The sequence below is a fragment of the Telmatocola sphagniphila genome, assembly GCF_018398935.1.
Taxonomy (GTDB): Bacteria; Planctomycetota; Planctomycetia; order Gemmatales; family Gemmataceae; genus Telmatocola; species Telmatocola sphagniphila.
Genome location: NZ_CP074694.1, coordinates 1590454 through 1609745, shown reverse-complemented (window position 1 = coordinate 1609745; position 19292 = coordinate 1590454). Strand labels below are relative to the sequence as shown.

Annotated in this window: 12 protein-coding genes; 6 read left to right on the top strand and 6 right to left on the bottom strand. The window is 49.4% G+C overall.

The genetic code is table 11. The annotated features are described in order from the left end of the window. Positions 1 to 24: 24 nt before the first annotated feature. Positions 25 to 2946 carry a thioredoxin family protein gene (locus tag KIH39_RS06610; protein ID WP_213498492.1) on the top strand — a complete coding sequence of 974 codons (2922 nt, stop codon included), beginning with the start codon at positions 25 to 27 and terminating at the stop codon, positions 2944 to 2946. A 30-nt stretch (positions 2947 to 2976) separates the two neighbouring features. Here KIH39_RS06610 and KIH39_RS06605 read toward each other — a convergent pair whose 3' ends face one another. The 3 genes from KIH39_RS06605 to KIH39_RS06595 are packed head-to-tail and all read right to left on the bottom strand — an operon-like array spanning position 2977 to position 8180. Beyond that, a complete protein-coding gene (locus KIH39_RS06605; protein ID WP_213498491.1) occupies positions 2977 to 5901 on the bottom strand; it encodes a response regulator in 2925 nt (974 codons plus the stop codon). Further along, positions 5886 to 6716 (bottom strand): response regulator, encoded by an 831-nt coding sequence (locus tag KIH39_RS06600; RefSeq protein ID WP_213498490.1) that lies wholly within the window; start codon positions 6714 to 6716, stop codon positions 5886 to 5888. The genes KIH39_RS06605 and KIH39_RS06600 overlap by 16 nt, the downstream gene beginning before the upstream one ends. 3 nt (positions 6717 to 6719) lie before the next feature. Beyond that, on the bottom strand, positions 6720 to 8180 hold the full coding sequence (locus KIH39_RS06595; RefSeq protein ID WP_213498489.1) for a sensor histidine kinase: 1461 nt from the start codon (positions 8178 to 8180) through the stop codon (positions 6720 to 6722). A gap of 658 nt (positions 8181 to 8838) precedes the next feature. On the opposite strand from KIH39_RS06595, the gene KIH39_RS06590 reads away from it, so the two are divergent. Continuing rightward, a complete protein-coding gene (locus tag KIH39_RS06590) occupies positions 8839 to 9330 on the top strand; it encodes a universal stress protein (RefSeq protein WP_213498488.1) in 492 nt (163 codons plus the stop codon). Between the two features lie 263 nt (positions 9331 to 9593). Continuing rightward, the gene (locus KIH39_RS06585; RefSeq protein WP_213498487.1) at positions 9594 to 10115 is read left to right on the top strand and encodes a dienelactone hydrolase family protein; all 522 of its coding nucleotides are present in this window, start codon (positions 9594 to 9596) and stop codon (positions 10113 to 10115) included. A gap of 48 nt (positions 10116 to 10163) precedes the next feature. Here the strand turns inward: KIH39_RS06585 and KIH39_RS06580 are convergent, their stop codons facing one another. Next, positions 10164 to 11324: a sulfotransferase domain-containing protein gene (locus KIH39_RS06580; protein WP_213498486.1), complete on the bottom strand. Its 1161-nt coding sequence runs from the start codon at positions 11322 to 11324 to the stop codon at positions 10164 to 10166. A 580-nt stretch (positions 11325 to 11904) separates the two neighbouring features. Here KIH39_RS06580 and KIH39_RS06575 point away from each other — a divergent pair. Both KIH39_RS06575 and KIH39_RS06570 read left to right on the top strand, forming a co-directional pair. After that, positions 11905 to 13338, top strand: a complete 1434-nt coding sequence (locus KIH39_RS06575; RefSeq protein WP_213498485.1) for a sialate O-acetylesterase — start codon at positions 11905 to 11907, stop codon at positions 13336 to 13338. 121 nt (positions 13339 to 13459) lie between these two features. Beyond that, entirely contained in the window at positions 13460 to 14800 is a 1341-nt protein-coding gene (locus KIH39_RS06570) for a purple acid phosphatase family protein (protein WP_213498484.1), read from the top strand. A gap of 91 nt (positions 14801 to 14891) precedes the next feature. On the opposite strand, the gene KIH39_RS06565 is transcribed toward KIH39_RS06570, so the two are convergent. Continuing rightward, positions 14892 to 15248, bottom strand: a complete 357-nt coding sequence (locus KIH39_RS06565) for a hypothetical protein (RefSeq protein ID WP_213498483.1) — start codon at positions 15246 to 15248, stop codon at positions 14892 to 14894. Positions 15249 to 15409: 161 nt separating this feature from the next. Here KIH39_RS06565 and KIH39_RS06560 point away from each other — a divergent pair, with 161 nt between their 5' ends. After that, a complete protein-coding gene (locus tag KIH39_RS06560) occupies positions 15410 to 16423 on the top strand; it encodes a WD40/YVTN/BNR-like repeat-containing protein (RefSeq protein WP_213498482.1) in 1014 nt (337 codons plus the stop codon). A gap of 1 nt (position 16424) precedes the next feature. On the opposite strand, the gene KIH39_RS06555 is transcribed toward KIH39_RS06560, so the two are convergent. After that, on the bottom strand, positions 16425 to 19043 hold the full coding sequence (locus KIH39_RS06555) for a beta strand repeat-containing protein (protein WP_213498481.1): 2619 nt from the start codon (positions 19041 to 19043) through the stop codon (positions 16425 to 16427). Positions 19044 to 19292: the final 249 nt, after the last annotated feature.

The following is a 19292-nucleotide window of genomic DNA, read 5'->3' as shown; positions in this document are numbered from 1 at the left end:
GACGAATCTTGAGAGGTACGCCCCATGCTTCCGAATTCTTGGAACTGTTTCCGTAACGCTCGTAGTTGGAAATTGACTTTACGATCGCTGCTGATTCTTCTGGTCAGCGGTTTCTGCTCATCGGTTTTCGCGGAGGATAAACCGCTGGGTCCTAACGAAAAGCCCGCCTGGCTGGAAGGTTCGGGATCTACGCTCAAAATCAAAATCTCCGGCGAGGTGTTGGATGAGAATGGAGTCCCGGTTAAAAATCCGAAAGTGTCTGCCACGGCCTCGATCGACCATTCGGATAAGTCGATGTCCGTGATCGCCGAGGGTTCGCGATTCCACGCCTGGGTTCCCGTGGGTTCAGGAAAATTGGGATCTGTACGCTTCGCGGCCACGGAACCTGAAAGCCAGAAACGGGCATTCTCTCGAATCTCTAACTATGAGCTTCGCCTGACAGCCGTCGAAGGCATGAAGCTCATAGTAAAAGTTCCGGAGCGAAATTTGGAAGTTTTGGTCACGGATAAAGGCAATCCGGTCATCAACAGCTATGTGCAGGCTGAGACAAGCAATTCCGAACCGATGAGGACCAGAACCGACACGAAGGGAATAGCTCGGTTCGCGTTACTTAAAGCCGACACTTTGAGAGGCATCACCGCCTGGACGGAAGACCGCCGATTCGGTTACACAAATTCAAGCGATAAGCAAGAATCGAACAAATACGAGATCACTATCGCTTCATGTCAGTCAGAGAAGATTCAAGTCGTAGAAGAAAACACCAGCAATCCCGTTACAAATTTGCCATTCACGATTCGTTATTGGAGCCAAAAAATGGGGGGACTGCAGCTCCGAAGCGAAATGATTCAAACACTGGCAACGGATGCCAAAGGAGAAGCGATATTCGATTGGACGCCCCTCTGGAAAGAATCTCTGGGTCGCATCGAAATCCTGGACCCTAATTGGACTGTGGTTGGGCAGGAAGAAAAAGAGGGGGCTCACAGAATCCAGATCAAGAAGAAAATAATTGCTGCGAGAAAAGCGGTTCGGGGGGAAGTACTTTCCAAGGATTTGAACAAAGCCGGGGTCATGGTACTGCTTTCGTCTTTCCAGGGAGAGATCAAGGATATCCCGGATAATCTATTTGCTTTCACAGACGAGAAAGGACAATTCTCAGCCGATTGCTTATCAGGGGCAACCTACGCAATCACGGTCTGCGACTCGCGTTATGCCAGCAAGTTCATCGATCTCATTCCGGTTGAAGGTGAAAAAATAACATCTCCAGAACTTTCACTTCAATTGGGCTTGCCTGTGGATTTGAGCTTCACTGTAGGATCTGGGAAGAAGCCAGCAATCGACAGACTTATTGCCTTGTCGATTTATCATTCTGTCAGCTGGAAGGAAGAAGGTACAACTCGTTATGGCGAAGCAGCGAGATTCTGGTGGTTACGAACGGATGAAAATGGCCGAGCTAGAACCTATGCGCTGGAGGGGAGTGAAATACAGTCCTTCGTGACACTGGGAAATTGGCGATCTGTTCAAAAGCTTAAAGTAAGTTCGTCCGGAAATAATCGAATTGAGTTTCATCGAGCTTTCGTCGAGCCTCGCGAAATCACCGGAAGATTGGTTCTAGAAACCAATCTCAAAGCGGATTTGGATCAAGCCGTAGTTGAGATTGGAGCGATGGATGGCGAGACCGAAGAAGAAAATTCACTCGTTAAAGCCGACAGCCAGGGAGAGTTCAAATTTTCTTCCCGGGCGAAGAATGTTTGTCTCTTTGCTCGTACCCGAGATGGGAAAGCCTTCGGTATATGCGAAGTGGGAGGTGACAAAAAGCAGATCGAACTCAGCTTGAAGCCAACACTGGAACTTCGCGGACAATTACTCGGTAAGGCAGATGAGCCTCTCATCAATTACCCAGTTCAACTCAACATTAGCCTTCCGCCGAGCATAAAGAATACCAACCCCAACCTTCGATTCATTCGCTTTACGCCCACTGCACTAAAAACTCAGACCGACTCGCAGGGAAATTATCGCTTCAGCGGCTTGCCGAGCCAAGTGGGAATCTTTCTTTCAACGGGAGCCAAGGAACCGTACTCGCATAATCGCTTCGAGAATTTTTACCTCGAGGAAGCGGATGTAAAATCGCCGATCGTAACTCGGTTAGAAACCAAGACATCGCCGTTGTCTCTTTCTCAGCGAGTTACGAATCTCTTGCGGGACTGCCGTTTAAACAACTATTATGCCCTGATGTTTCTTTATTCCCCCTCGGAGAAAGCCGAGCAATTTTTGAAAGTGAACCTCGAAGATTCGGAGAAGCATTATTCCTACATGCAATTCCACTTGAAACTGAGCGACGAGACGAAGACTCGAGAGATTCAAGAATTGGCTCAGAGGCAGTCCTGGCCCCTTCCAAATAAGGGAAAAATTGTCGTTATCGTACTCGACGGAAAAGGTACGAAACTGGGAGTTGAGGAATTCGACCCGAACGACAAAAAGGCTGTCGACGCCGCCGATACTCTTTCGATGAAATACCAGCCCGCCAAAAACGATGCCAAGAAAAAATGGGAGGAAGCTTTCGCGGAAGCCAAAGCCAGCGGACGTAAAGTCTGGGTTCGCGTGGGACAGCGATATTGCGGTCCCTGTTTCCGATTGACTCGCTGGATGGACGACCAAAGAGATCTACTTCAGAAGGACTACGTGATGCTGAAGATCGATGATATTCGAGATATCCATGGAGAAGAGATCGCTAAACTCCTCCCGGGAAGTGAAGGTGAGGGCATTCCTTACCATGCCATTTTCGATACTGATGGAAAAGCGATTGTTACGAGTAAAGGCAATCTCGGTAATATTGGCTTCATTTCAGGTATCGAGGGACGAAAGCATCTGCGAAAGATGTTGACCCTGACGCGAAGTCATCTCACTGATCCGCAAATCGAGGAGATTCTATCCACTATCAAGGATTAACATACAGCATCGCCGGGTGAGAATTGCCCCTCACCCGGTTTGGGTATTATCGAGTGTCTCCCGTACCTTCGCGGCCAGCAGAGTCGGGGTAAAAGGTTTCTGAAGAAAGGCGACTTCCGCTTGAAGTATCCCATGCCGAACTACGGCATCGTCGGTATATCCGGATAAAAACAGCACTTTGAGATCGGGAAACTTTTGTTTCAATTGATTGGCCAATTCCCGGCCGCCGATCTTGGGCATTACAACGTCAGTAATGAGTAACCGGAAAGAACTACCCGGTTTTTCGACTAACGCTAGAGCTTCCTCACCGTTCGTCGCCTCCGTTACCCGATAACCCAAGCTTATTAGAATGTGTTTACTCAGAGAGCGAACCATCTCTTCATCTTCTACCAGGAGAATCGATTCACTTCCTTGCGAAATCGGCTTGGAATCTTTCTTGGTTGTCTGAACCGGGCTGTCGATTCGAGGTAAGTAGATTTTGAAGGTAGTACCTTTACCCAATTCGCTGTAAACGGAAACCTGTCCACCGGCTTGTTTGATAATACCATGTGCCGTCGCCAGACCCAACCCGGTGCCATGCTCCCCTTTGGTAGTGAAAAAGGGCTCGAATATGCGGGATTGCGTCACGGCGTCCATTCCGATTCCCGAATCGGTAATCGCTATAAGGACGTGAGGACCGTAAATAGCATCCGGGTGTTTCCCGATGTAGGATTCATCGAGGTTTATATTTTGCAGCTCGATAGTTACAAAACCCCCTTTAGGCATGGCATCCCGGGCGTTGACCACCATGTTCATTATCACCTGTTCGAATTGGCCCGGATCGATTTGGATGACGCCTACATTGCCACTCGACATGACTGATAATTCGATATCTTCACCCACCACCCGTCGCAGGAGTTTATCCAAATCGGTAACCAGACTGACAGGATCGACGATTTTGGGCTCCACGATCGATTTACGGCTGAAAGCCAGCAATTGTCGCGTTAACGAAGAGGCCCGCTCGCCCGCACCCACGATTTCCTGAATCATCTCCCGAGCGGGATCATTGGCTTTCAACAAACTCAGGACGAGCTCGCCGTAACCATTGATAACGGTTAACAAGTTATTGAAATCATGTGCGATCCCGCCTGCGAGCCGTCCCACGGCTTCCATTTTCTGGGCCTGGCGTAACTGATCTTCCAGTTGACGCTGATCCGTTACATCGCGGGAGATACCTATCACACCGATGACTTTGCCATTTGCATCCCAGAAGGGAGCTTTGAGTGCGTTGTAAATTCTCGTTTTCCCCGCGGCCGTCAGAATCTCTTCCTGGGTTTCGACCCGCCCAGTTTCCATCACTCTTAAGTCGCGAGCCCGTATCTGTGAAAAACTTTGAGCATCGAACAAAATCGAATCGTCCTGACCAATGACTTCATCTATCGATTTGCCGACAAAGTCCGCAGCTGCTTGATTGAAGAGGAGATATTTTCCCTCCTTATCCTTAACAAAAACGGCATCCGTTGTACTATCGGCGACCGCCTTGAGTAGAAAAACGGTTCGTTGCAAATTGACTTCGGCCCGTTTTCTCTCGGTGATATCCTGATCTGTCCCTTCGAGGAGAATTAATTGTCCCTGGGCATCCCGTCGTGCACAGGCGCGGCTATGGATCCAGAGAATCTGAGAATTGGGTTGTAAAATTCTCAAATCGTCGGCAAATCCATCCTGGCCCGAGAGGACGGCTTTAACCCGATTCTGAGCGGTTTCCCGATCCTCCGGATGAAGGACGGATAAGAATTTTTCAAAGCTGGGTTTGGTGGATTGAGGATCCAGAGCGAAGAGATCGAAGAGGACTTCCGACCAATGAGTGGATTGGGTATGCGGTTCCCAACTCCAGTTTCCGACGCGGGCAATCTGCTGGGCCTCGCGCAGTCTCGCTGCGCTGTCGCGCAGTGCCGCTTCTACTCGCTTACGCTCCGTAATTTCTTCAGCTAGTTTGGCGGAATGATCGAGGAGGTGCATGTAAAGACTGCCGTTCTCGTAGGTTCGACCGACCTGGGTGGCCAGCATTTTTATCAGCCTCTCATCCTCCTCGCTAAAAGTATCAGCTCCCAATTTCTCCAGAACACAAATCCAACCATAGATTCGCAATGGAGAAAGGAGAGCGACTACCAGAATCGATTTGGCGGCCGGAAAGGATGCCGGAAGTCCCAGGTTGTGAAAGCCGGAATCGCGGGCAGCTCGAAAGCAGCGGCCCGTAGAAATTACTGAGGCTAATGCTCCCGTCAAGGCCTCGTTGCGATTCAATTTTTTCGACGTCGCCTGATCCATACCACTGGTAAAAAAATGTCTGTAATACGCTCCTTCACCACTCGGGATGCCGACTACTGCGAAACGCGCGCCGACTATTTCTCGGGAAGAGTCGCAAAAGGTTTGCAAAAGCCGGGAAGCATCTTTCTCCGAGCCCAACTCCACGCCGAGCTGAACTAAAATCTCCAGGCGTTGATTGGTTTTGCGGAGTTCGTCTACATTCCGAGATAGCTTATTGGTCAAAAGACGTAAATGGTTTTCGTCAAAGTCCGGCTGCAAGGTTATCGAGGGGAGTGCAGAATCGAGATTCAGGGCCGACGCAACCGAGCGCAGAAGATCCTCCGGTTCGCACGGCTTCTTGAGAACTTCGAGAACGCCGCAACTTTTGGCGAGATTGATCGCTTCCTCTAAGTGGTAATGAGCCGTGTAAAAGAGAATTTTTGTTTCGGCAATTTCAGGATCGAGTCGAAGTCTCCGTACGAATTCGTACCCATCCATGGTCGGCATCAGAATATCGGTGATAACCAGATCTGGCTTTTCGGAAAGGCAAATCTGCAGCCCCTCCAATCCGTCCGAAGCCTCCACCAGATGGTGACCGCCATAACCGAGAAGGGTGACCAGCAGGTCGCGATTGGCAACGCGGTCATCTATGATCAATATTTTGGCCATGGGGGCAATAGTCCTCGCTCGTTGAGCGTATTTTGGATTTCGGAGAGTAAGATTTCCGGGTCGATAGGTCTAAACAGAAAACGATTCGCACCCAAGGCCAAGCCCTTGGTGCGAGCCACGGAATTAGTTTGGGTCGATGTCAGAAAGATAAAAGGAATTTTCGAATACTTCGCTTGGGATTTGACTTCTCGGATAAAATCGAATCCGCTTCCATTCGCCATGCAGATATCCGAGAGTATGAGGTCTACGAGATTGTTTTGAAGGTGAAGAAACGCTTCCTGAATGTTTTCGGCGGTCAAGACGAGGAAACCCAGCGGGCAAAGCAGACTGCAAGCCAATTCCAGGTTCACTTTTTGATTGTCGACGACCAGAAGCGTCGGGGGGATGCGGGCGGTTTCGGTATTTTGTGAGACCAATCTTGCAGGAATCAACCGGGAATCGGGTTTGAGAGAATGAATCAGGGCCTCGATGTTTGAAACGAAACTTTCCGGATCGATGGGTTTGGTTATGTAACCCTTAAAGCCCGCCTCAATGATTCGCTCCCGATCTCCAGACATGGCCAGCGCAGTTACGGCAAGGAGGGGAATAGCTCGAAGGTCTGGGTTTGCATTGAGTTCTTTCGCGATGTCATAGCCGCTTTTTCCGGGTAATTGGATATCGCATAAGATTCCATCGAAAGCATCTTTCGATATCTGGGGCAATGCGAGTTCGGCATTTCGAGCCAAGCGAACCTGATGGCCGAATGCAGTCAGAAGGTAACGCATCAATTCCAAATTGGCTTCATTATCTTCTATGACGAGAATTCGAAGAGGCACGGGCTACTCCTGGGGCAGTATCAAAGTAAAAGTGCTGCCGCGACCCGAAGTGCTTTGAACTTGAATTCTTCCCCCCAAAAGAATAGCCAGTTTATTACTGAAGTAAAGCCCCAAGCCGGTACCTTCGATTTTTCCCGATCGGCCGTGGTCGAGCTGGGTGAATGCCCGAAAGAGCTTGGATTGATCCTCTAAGGCGATACCGATTCCCGAATCGGAAATTCGGAACTCAATTTCGACTCGACTATCGACGTTTCGTCGATGCACTTCGACGACCACTCGACCGCTCTCAGTAAATTTGATCGCATTGGAAATAAGATTGAGCAAAATCTGATGGAGTGCTCTTCGATCAGCTCGAATGAGGAGTTCGGGCGGAGAAACGATTAGATCCAGTTGAATCTTTTTCACATCCGCCATTAATTGAACTGAGCGATGGATTTCCTGGAGCAATTCCCTGCAGACAAGCCATTCCGAGGCGAGTTCGATTTTCCCCGATTCCACTTTAGCCAGATCGAGCAAGTCGTTGATTAACGACAGGAGGTGTTTCGCGCTGGTTTGAACCGTACGTAACTGTTTCTCCTGATCCTGCGTAAGAGGCCCAGGCAACCGCATTAAAAGGGTACCCGTAAATCCTAAAATCGCATTCAACGGGGTACGTAACTCGTGACTCATCGTGGCGAGGAAATGATCTTTAGCCCGAAGTGCTTTTTCCAGTTCCTCGTTCTTCTCCTGAATGGTCTGTTCGTGCTTCTTGCGTTCTGTGAGATCCCGAGTGACTTTGGCAAATCCTTTAAGACTGCCATCTTCCTCGAAAAGAGAAGTAATGACGACGTTAGCCCAAAAACGAGAGCCGTCCTTGCGTAACCGCCATCCTTCATCCTCGAATCTCCCTTGGGCGATGGCTTGCTTCAGTTCCTGGGCAGGCCAATCCTGCTCCAGAGCTTCCTGGGGATAAAAGAGAGAGAAGTGCTTTCCGACAATCTCCTTAGAAGAATAACCTTTAATTCGTTCGGCTCCGGTATTCCAACTGAGGACATTCCCCTGAGGATCAAGTAGGTAAATTGCATAATCCTGCACGCTTTCGACTAGCAGACGGAACCGTTCCTGATTAACCCGGGTCGACTCTTCGAAGAGTTTTCGATTGCTAACGTCGCGAATCGACAAAAGGGTGAGAGGGGTGTTCGAACCGGGTAACTTCCGAGAGCATACTTCAACCGTAATGTTTCTTCCGCTTTTGGTAATTCCCGCAAGTTCGGAGTTGTTCTCCCTTGGCGGCAATTGCAGAAGAGAGATCGAGTCAGCCGGAAGCTGAGAAGAATCCTGCAAGGAAGGAATTAGCTGCCTGAAGGAAATGCTAAGCAATTCCGACTGAGAGTACTCGAAGAGAATTTCGGCCTGTCTATTCGCAAACAGGATGTTACCATTCGAATCGCGAAGTATGAGTGCATCTGGGACTTCGTCAAGCATCCCGCGATATCCGAATTCCTGCAAAACAGAATGGAAGGTCCCTTCCAGCTCAGAGGCCACAGAAACCGCGTTCTTTAAGTTCATTAGCGGAAATCACTCAATGCGTTGGGCTGCCAAAAATTGGAAGCCAGGAAACTAGAAAACACGTCTGTGTAATTGCCGACTCCGTTAAACTGTAGCATTCGAGACGGCTAGTTCTGGAACTGAGCAGATTATTAAGGCCTTTTCCAGTGTTCGCATTTATCACAGAAAAACGAAAGGTAATTTCATGATAAAATCCAATGTAGCAATTTACTGCCCGTGATGACCACGACATCACGATCTATTTCTCACATTTGTGTCCCAATCGAAAAAAGATTTCAGACTTTTGATTCCGTCTAAAGTTCAACTCCCGGCATAAAATACCTTTTGAAGAGAGTATTAGCAATGATGGGTGTAATTGAGAGGCGAGCGAGAATGAGATCTAAAAATCGCTGTTAGGACCGATTCATCCAAACCTAGGCTTTTCTTCTTTTTTGGCATTCAAATTGCCCTCAGTTAATCTGCTGAAAACCTGAAACGCAGAATGAGCTTCGATTCTTGGTGATTCCAACACCACGTACTTATTGCAGACATTCTGGATAGTTCCGAGTGACAACATTTTTACCAGGGAGATCAGATGTTAACCATCAACACGATCCTTCACCCGACAGATTTCTCGGAAGCTTCGGATTATGCTTTCCATTTCGCCTGTGCACTGGCGAGGGACTACAACGCGCGTCTGATTCTTCTTCATGTGGATGAACTGTCGATGTACGTGACGGGGGAGGGTGTATTTATGCCTCCCTTGCCGCCAGTTGTGGATCCCAGCTTACTTCAGGAAAAATTGATCCGGCTGAAACCGAGCGACTCCAATATTAAGGTCGAGCATCGAATCGTAGAAGGGGAAGCGGCCGAGCAGATTCTGAAGGTGGCAGAGCAATCGAAGTGCGATTTGATCATACTCGGAACGCACGGTCGCACCGGATTGACGCGATTATTGACCGGAAGCGTGGCCGAGCACGTACTAAGGAAAGCCAACTGTCCGGTGTTGACGGTCAAAGCTCCGAATAATCCGGCTAAAGCTGCCACAGCGACAACGGAAAAGAAACAGACGACGGGTACGGCCTAAAACCACTCTCGCATTGACGGAGAGCGACTTGCGTTGGTCAAAGTATTACATTCGTCCCAAAAGGAGTTCCAGCGATGTCTCGATCTACCTTAAATACGGAATTCGCGGCAAATATTTGTGCTGGTCAACGTTCCTTAAAAGCCGCTTTGAACTTACCAGATCATCCGCGCGGCCTAATAATCCTCTTGGATTGCGAAGCACCGGAGGGATCGCCGTCACAGGACCGGTTTCTATGTCAGGCATTTCTGTAATCGGATCTAGGGGTGCTCCGAGTCCAACTGGACGATGGAGTGAACGATACAACTTCCGAATCCAATTTCGATATTGAGATACTAGCGGAGCGCCTGCATTACGTCTTGAGTTGGGTTGAGCAAAATCCCGACATTCGCGAATTGCCTTTAGGGCTTTGCGGAGAGGGAAGACATGCCGGGGCTGCTCTAATTGTGGGCGCCAAAGAGCCAAAAAAAATTCGCGCGATCGTAGCGAGGGCGGGCCGGCCCGATCTGGCGGAAAGTTATCTGTCTTCGATCCAGGTTCCTGTGCTGCTGGTAGTTGGCGGCTACGACGATATGCTGGTTCACTTGAATGAGAAATCTCATCGTGAATTACGATGTATCAAGGAAATTCTCATCCTGGCTTATGCCTCACACAGTTTTACCGAGTCTGGAGCGATGGAAGAGTTCGCAGATATCGCCAGGTCCTGGTTTAACAGACATCTGGCAAATTCTGAAGAGCAAATTGAGACAGAAATCCCTGTAATTTCCTTTGTGGATCCCGAGATTTAGGGTGCACCACTTAAAGCCGGAGTTGAAACTCGAAAGGAAATTGCAGCCTCAGTTTTTTAGCGCGTCCTCATGTTCATATCGATTTGTGACATGAGCATGGGGCACTTTAAGGAACCGAAAGATCCCATAAAATTTGAGCCGCATCTTATGCAACATTCGGGCGGCGTTCATCGGAAAGCCTTCCAGAGGAAGGTACTCTTCCAATTTATGCTTCTCTGTACGAACGAAATTCAAATCACGCGTCAGAGATTGACCATGATTGTGGGCGATTAGGTGTTTCTCGCGCCAATCTTCCAGGGTTTGTTTCAGTTCCGTACCGACATAGCGAATCCAATTATTATCCGCGGCGAGATCGCTCAGCGAAAGATCGGGATGACACTCATATCCGAGTTTTTGACAGATCGGGCTTAGAACCGAGAGAATTTCCTCGGCTTCCGCTTTGGGCAAGAGCTCGCGCCAAAGACCGGCTCGACCTTTCCAAAAATGATTGGTATCGTTGGTTTGACGCAACTTACCTAAAGAACATTCAGAAAGCACGGTCTCAACAGATCGACAGCGTGGGGGACCAAGCTGATCGGAAATTCCTAGCAAAGCCGAACTGGTATCTTTCACCAGATCTTCGTAACGCAGTGAGATCGAGTTACTATTTTCCCACCAATCCGAAGTCACCGATAGCAGTTCGAACGCCCGGGAGCTTTTACAGTATTCGATGAACGCTCGACTTCGAGGCATAGCCGTGCGAATGCCCTCTTCCGAACCGCCCTTACCTAAAAGCCAATTATCCGTTTGATAATCGTAAAGACAAAAATGAAGTATCGAAATCAGCACATCGAGCGGATGACGAGCCAAGGTAACAATTTGAAATCCCTGATCGCTGAGAAGTCGGCTGAAGCCCGGTTCTTTCCGCCAATGAATTTGCAGTGCGACATTTTCCGGTAGCCCCGCCAAGGTACGATCATTGACTATGTGAAGCGCGGCCTGCTCGAGGCGGTAATAACGTGACAGAAGGTGTCTTAGCCAGGTATTTCCGGATCGCGGAGTACTTATGATCGCCAATCGGAGAGGGGGAAGCGATGGTTTACGAGTCGAGTTAACGGGAGCGGCCAGAGAATAGGATGCGGAAGATGAGCCGTTGCTCGCCGAATTTAAGGGAGCGATTTTCTTTGAGAAGAAGCTCTTCAAATTCGGGGAGTATCTTCGAAAAGTCATTACTCAGCTCTTCTATCGAGTGCCGAGAATCAAGGATTACTCAATTCTCATAATTTGAGAAGAAGACGTAGCTTACGTGAGATATATCGTCTTTTGCGACCAGCTAAAAAACATAGAAAATCCGGAAAGAATCCAAAATCTTCACTTAGATAAGGATAACTAAAATTTCGAATGACTTTCTCACTTCAACCGAGCAAAACTAGGCAACTTGAGCAAGAATGCAGCCATAAGGGTCTAACGATCAATCAAGCAAACCACTTAGCAAATTTCTTTAAGTAAAATAATATTTACATTTATGACAGTTGCCGTTTCTCAGCAGAACCCGTTCTCGTTTTTCCGAAAAACAAAATTGCAGTTAGCAGGATAAACTGTTCCAATTCCTACGTTGTTCCAAGCTTCTTCCAAAGGATTTGAGAGTTCAAATATGCCATACTCCCGGTCATTTTTCAGAACTATAGTAACAGGCCTTTTGCTCCTATCCTGGGTAGGAAATTTGCAGGCCGATGCTCGATTGTCTCCTCTATTTGGTGAACATGCCATCTTACAGCGAGATAAACCACTCCCCGTCTGGGGGTGGGGAATGCCTGGAGAGAAAGTGAAAGTGACTCTGGGGAAATCTGAAGCCGAGACTGTTGCCGGCGAGGATGGCCGCTGGCAAGTCACATTAACAGCTCAACCGGTCTCCAAAGTTCCACTGACTCTCGAAGTTCATGCGAAAAACCATCTGGTGGTTAAAGACATTCTTCTAGGGGACATCTGGCTGTGCGGCGGCCAGTCCAATATGGAGTGGGCGTTGGCGGGATGCGATGCCCCGGATGATATCCGATCCGCAAATCTTCCGCTCATCCGACAGTTCGGTGTGGATTACAACTTCGCTAATACACCGCAGAAAGAAGTACGCGGTAATTGGCAAATCTGCTCACCAGGTACCGCACCAGGATTTACCGCGGTAGGTTTCTATTTCGCTAGGAAAATCTTCCGGGAAACTGGGGTTCCTATCGGTTTACTGCGGTCCTGCGTGGGTGGCACGAATATCGAACTCTGGATGTCTCAGGAGACGCTGATGAATACTCCTGCTTTGGCTCCTTATTCGAAAATCATGTCGGACTCACTGGCACTTTACCAGAAGGAATTGCTGGCCGCCGTTCCCGAAATAGAAACTTGGACCAAAAATTGTCGAGAGCAGATGAAAAAGGGTCAAGCGCTTCCTTTACCTCCCAGCATGCCGGAGTTTCCCTTCGGGGAGAAAGCTTTTCGCCCTCGCTGCGTTACCTTACACAACGGCATGATCGCTCCGTTAATTCCGTTTGCCCTCCGAGGGGCTCTCTGGTATCAAGGGGAAAGCAATGCGGGAAGCTACAGTGATGGCTTGCAGTACATCGAAAAGAAAAAAGCGATGGTGGCCGACTGGCGAAACTATTTCCGAGATCCCAATCTCCCTTTCTACTTCGTGCAACTGGCTAACTGGCAGCAACCAAATGATAATCCTGCGGGTGGGGATGGCTGGGCTTACATTCGAGAAGCACAACTTAACTGTCTGAAAATACCGCATACCGGGATGTCTGTTACCACCGATATTGGTGACGCGGCCGATATTCATCCGCACAACAAGTTCGATGTGGGAGAAAGACTCGCACGATGGGCGCTGGCCTCCGAATATGGTCAAAAAATTGAAGTCTCGGGTCCTATCTATAAATCGCTTAAAATTGAAGGCAACCATGTGATCCTGGAATTCGATCATCTGGGAACGGGCTTAATGATCGGAAAGAAAAGCGGCACTCGCCCCACTGAATCCGATTCTGGAAGTCCCTTGAAACGATTTGCAATCGCCGGTAAAGATAAAAAATGGTTTTGGGCCCAAGCAAAAATTGTCGGACAGACAATCGTCTGCGAGTGCAAGGATGTGCCGGAACCCGTCGCGGTGCGGTATGCTTTCTCCATGAACCCGGTAGGCGCGAATCTTTACAATAAAGAGGGGTTACCGGCAGTACCGTTCCGAACCGATAACTGGTGATTGATCCCGCAATATCTCAAATTTGTAGAAATGATGAATAATGTTCGAACGCATAGTCATTCCCAACTCGATTCGGAAGATATTTCGGGGGTGAGTTCTCGCGGGATCTGGGGAGAATCGAGTGAATAGTTTTGATCGCCGGGCATTTTTGGGTACTTCATTCTCGACCATTGCCACATCGTGTCTACTGGGCCAGGAAAAAGCCGAACCGGTGATTCCGAAGCATATTGAGGGGCCGTTATTTCAGCCGAACACGCTGTTTCTAACTTGGCAACGCGACCCTACGAGAACCATGACGATTCAATGGATTGGCTCCCGAGGGGAAACTTCGGATACGACGATTTACTATACGCCATTCAAAGAAAATAAATCGCCTAAGAATGAAAAGAGCGAAGTGCCCCAGAAGCCAAGCCCATGGAAATCGCAGCCGTCGAACACCAAACCGTACCCGTTCACGGATCTGAAAATTTTTCGATGTGAGCTGACTCAACTCGAACCGAACACGGAATACCAATTCCGGATCGGAAAAGTCTCCCCGACTTATCGCTTCAAAACAATGCCGGCAAAGGCGACCGACACTATTCACTTCATCTCCGGTGGGGACGTTAGTGTCAATCCTCACGCCATCGCCAACAACATAGCGGCCGCACAACAGGATCCCATGTTCACCCTGATCGGAGGTGATCTGGGTTACGACAACGGAACTTCGGTCGAGATCAGCCTGGCGTTCATTCGCAACTACAGCAAGCATATGATCGGTAAAAATGGACGATTGATCCCTCTCGTCACCTGCATTGGAAATCATGAAGTGGACGGCGGGTACCATCAACCGCGAGAGAAGGCGCCCTTTTTCTACTCCTTGTTCGATGGTTTGTACCCGGAAAAAGGGTACACCACACTGGAATTCGGAGACTACTTGAGTCTGGTACTTTTGGATACCGGGCATACGACACGCGTGGAGGGAGAACAGGCCGACTGGCTCGATAAAACTCTAAAAGCTCGGGTCGATCATCCCAACGTAATGGTGGTCAATCACGTGCCCGCTTATCCGGCATATCTGCCGACGGCACCCAAATTCGATAATCAACTGGATGGTAGCGGAGCACCCAATCGAAAGCACTGGGTTCCCCTATTCGAAAAGCACCGAGTGCCGATTGTTCTGGAACATCACGATCATTGCTTCAAACGTAGTCGCCCTCTCATCGATGGATCATCAAACGCCAATGGCGTTGTATATCTTGGAGACGGCTCGTGGGGACGCTTGCGATCCGCGGGTGAAAAAGTGGAAATCCCCCACATCGCGGCAACCAGCGATGAGTATCACATGACTTTACATCGACTCCAGGGCGAAGAACGCTTTCATCTCGCCATCAACGAGCATGGAAAAGTCATGGATTTCAGCAGGACCGCCCAGAGAAAAAAAGGAGTCTTCAGAACCACTGCGGAACCAGGGGACAAATGATCCGGGACAGGAGATTTCGATAATCTTCGTCCTTCAAATGAGTGAGCTTTTCAATCGTTTTGAAGTCAGGAACTTCGAACTGGGAAACTTCTCACCTTAGCTTGAAGAAGTAGATGTAGGAAAGAAAAGGAATTAAAAGACTAGCGACCAGGACATAAGGATACCAGGCTCCTGGTGAGTGGGTTAGCTTATCCGGTTCTCGAGCATCTCTTGCGTTCCAATAAAAATAGAGCCCACAGAGGATAAGGCCCAGTACAGCGATGGATGCAAATAGCCAACTGAGACCGTTATCTCCCCTCAGGAAAATCAGGCAGACGAGCCCCCAAAACGAGGAGATTAAGCCAGCAGCCAGAATGAGTTTGGGGACTTTCAGCGGCGGAACATTTGGATAGTTCACTTCCACGGTATCTGAATCCGATTCTGGTAAGTTGGGAAGAGGTTCTACCATAACTTAAGCCCTTTGCAACTCATTGGTTTTGATGCAAAAACTCTATTCTCTTCTTTATAAATTCTAATTCTCCGCTGGACAGCAGACGGTTTATTTCGAAGGATACTCCCGTAACATCTTGGAAGTACGCGAAAACATCCTCACTCCGAACGAGGTTTCCTATGAGATTTCATCTGGCACTGTCTTTAGTGTTACTCAATTTGCCCATTGCTTCTGGGCAAATTCAACCGCAAAAGATTGCAACTTCTGCCGACTTCCGAGGGTTGTGTGCCGTCGATCGTAATACCGCTTGGGTCAGCGGGACGAAAGGAACGGTCGGAAAAACGATTGATGCCGGGAAGACCTGGAATCTGATATCGGTTCCAGATTCGGAGATACTTGATTTCCGGGATGTAAAAGCCTTCGACGCCCAGACGGCCTACCTGATGAGTGCAGGCATCGGGGATTTATCTAGGATCTACAAAACGACCGATGGTGGAGTGACCTGGAAATTGCAATGGAAAGCATCGCGTAAAGAAGATTTTCTGGATGCGCTAGGATTCTGGGATGACGAGAATGGCATTGCACTTGGAGATCCCGTTGGAGGGAAATTTCAATTGCTCGTAACTTCGGATGGCGGAAGGCATTGGCAGCCAATAGACAGTAAAAATTTACCGGAAGCACTTTCTGGAGAAGGAGCTTTTGCCGCGAGTGGAACCTGTCTGATTACTCAAGGGAAAAACGAAGCCTGGTTCGGCACCGGGAGTGCAAAATTCGCAAGAGTGTTCCATTCCAGCGATCGAGGGAAAACCTGGACCGTATCGGAGACACCGATCACGGCCGCAGTAGAATCAGCCGGGATTTTCTCCCTTGCGTTCCGGAATTCCAAAAATGGTATTGTTGTTGGGGGAGATTATCGCAAGCCCAATGGAACCGGTTCCACAGTGGCGTTGACGGACGACGGCGGTAAGACTTGGAAACTAGTCAAAGACGCTGTCACTTTTCGCTCGGCTGTGGGTTATGGCTCCAACCGGATTATAGTCGCTGGAACATCGGGTGCGGATGTTTCCGTCGATCAGGGAAGGACCTGGAAATCTTTGGATCTGGAAAACTATAACAGCGTGAGTTTCGCCAAATCCGGGGAAGGGTGGTTGGCTGGACCAAAAGGGAGGATCGCCTATCTTCCAGCCCAGTAGTTTATTTCAGTCGCCGAAAAGCTCGTGCCGCTCCCTGAAGGCTACTTTGGCGTCGATTAGATCGAACAGCCAGACTTATGCCGAGTAAGGCGAATCCACAAATCACCAAAAATCCCTGTTCCGGAGCGGGCGTAAAAGTCAGCACCAGATTCTGGTTGGAATTGGCCAGTGAGATAGAGAATGAACCGCCGGCAAGAGAATTTTGAAAGTTACTAGTGTCGATCGAAAATTTATTCACTGCAAATCCATTTACGGTAGTAAACGAGCTGAGCGTCCAGGTATTTATTACCGTTGGGTCAAAATCGTAGATCGCCCCGAGTGAGTTGCTAGCCGCTAACGTAGTCAATTTGATGATAAACGGATTGGCGGATGTGCTGTTGATGTTGAGAGTCGTTCCCGTGATTTTATTCGAAGTATAGAGTCCACCTGTTTCACTTCCGACATACCAAACGTAGCTCCCGCCCCCCAACAGTGTCAAAGTCCCAGTGCTCAGTGTTCCGGGACTCGCCAAGGAACTGCTTGGGCCTCCCAGTGCGGAGGGGGCAATAATCCCGCCGTTACCGACAGTGACAGTGCCGAGAACGGATCCATTGCCTTGCAAGATTTGATTGGATGTTAGATTTAGTCCTACAGCCGTTGCATCCAACGTAGCAGGGGCCGAAACCTGATAAGTCAGAGTTCCCGATGAACTGAAACTGGCAGAGCCACCCAGTGTCAGCGTACCAGCATTGACAGCCACATAAGGATTGCTGCCCAGGCTAACGCTGTTGTTGAGAATGAGATTACCCGCCCCGGATTTCGACAGATTCGAAGCCGTTATCGGCAATCCAATATTCAACGTGTTGGTCACTGTGATGTAAGCCGTTGAAGTTCCAGATGCACCGAAGAGCAGTGTGCCCGAGCTACTAATGGAACTGCTGGAACTGGTGTTGAGCAGGACCCCGCTGGTGATCGTGAGCGGTACCGAGGTTACGTTTAACGTTACTGAGGTGGGCAGAAGCAAAGCATTGATTGTCGTTGCGGCGTTCAAGGTCGGCACCGATCCGCTGAGGCTGACGTTATCCGTAAGCGTGGAACCGCTCGAGAAGGAAGTCAGATATTCTGCAGAGGTCAAAGGACGCACACCGTTGGCTCCGATGGTTACGAGGCTATCGGGCGTAGTACCGGAACCGGTTGAGGAGCCAAAGCCACTAGGCAGAATGCTGATATTGGTTTGTCCGCTGGATCCTCCTCCACCAACGAGAGTCGGTGAGGTCGAGAAGGTAATGTTCGATGTGCCTGCGACAGAAACGGGCGAACTGCCAAGGCTGTTCCCTTTGAAGAATACCGTTCCCTCGTTGGTACCGGCGGAATACGAGGAAAATTGCAGCCCGGCACCACTGTTGGTCGAGGCGTCGACTTGAATTGTGGATTGACCGGAGAGTAGGGTCAATCCCCCGACGATTTCCACGTAGCCGGTCGCGGAGGTTCCCAATCCGCTGGCGTTAATATGAAATAATCCCCCGCCTATGTTGATGGCGGCGTTATTCTGGATTCGACTGTTCGTGGACGTGCCGGTTACCGTTCGCAGTTCGGCGGGGGTGGAACTCGCGCCGGAATAAATGCTGATGGACAGGGAATTGACAGGGGAAGTGGAGGTCGAACCGAGATTGCCCGAACCCGAAAGAATCAAACTGCCATCTCGGACAGAAATCGAGCCCTGAGTATTCGTACTGGAAGCACTTAGAGTCTGAGTTCCGGTACCCACTTTACCGAAGTGCGAGCCGGAACCCGACATAGAGATCGTTCCGGCATAGATATCGTTGGAGTCGTTGTTAAATCCCGTGAGCAATGTGGAAAAATTAGTAGCATCGCCCAGCGCCAGTGAGGAGCCGCCGCTGGTGCCGCTTAAGCTTCCAATGGCAAGACTGTACGCCGTGTTGGATGTTCCGGCTAAGGTGCTGGTGAGAGTCAGTGTGGTTAAGCCACCCAAGGAGGAATTCAAATTTACAATGCTTTGGCGATTCAGAGCGTCGTTCGCACCAATCACCAGAGTACTCGTTCCCGTAACTGTATAAGTTCCAGCGAACGCCGAATTGTGCCCCGCCAAGACAAAATTGGATCCAATGGCCGATCCATTCTGTGTGATTGTCCCCGTCCCGGTCAAAGCCCCACTGAGTAATGCCTCGTACGGATTGTTAATATCGCCGGAAGCACTGGGAAGGCTAATGCTCAAAGCATTGCTACTAATGTCTAGCGCGGATCGGATCACGAGCGGATTGCCCGGTTGCGAAGGTCCATTGGTGTTGACAGTGATATTCGCTCCAGCACCGGTGAACTGCAACTGTCCTCCCGTGATAACAAACCCGCTCGTGGCTGACCCATCGGTATTCAGTGCCAGTGAATTCAGAAGAAAAGGATTCCCTAAATCCTGGTTGGTCGTTGTTCGAGTGGTGCCATTGAGCACAATCGCAGTGGAACTGGAACCACCGACCGGAGGGGGCGAGGACCAGTTTCCGCTTGTCGACCAGTTGGAATCGGCTCCGCCTCCATTCCAGGTATAAGTCTGCGCGATGGCCTGATCGAGACCACAAGTTAGAAAAGCACCAGCGACGAAAATCGTAAGAATCGCATATCGCATGAGGTCTCTCGAGCGGAAGTACGCTAATCGCGTTGACTTGATTTGCTCCATGATATGAAAACCCGCAACTGACTGTCAATCAAGTAATTTCGCTATTATCGGAAATGGCGGTAGGATGTAAATACTGTGAAATATTGAACTTAGCTGTCCGCCTGTTTCTTCGGGATTTAGAACGGATTTCCTGAGTGAAGGACCTTGATATGATGGGGCGCGACTTTCGATAAATTAATATTTACCAAAAGTCGCCTG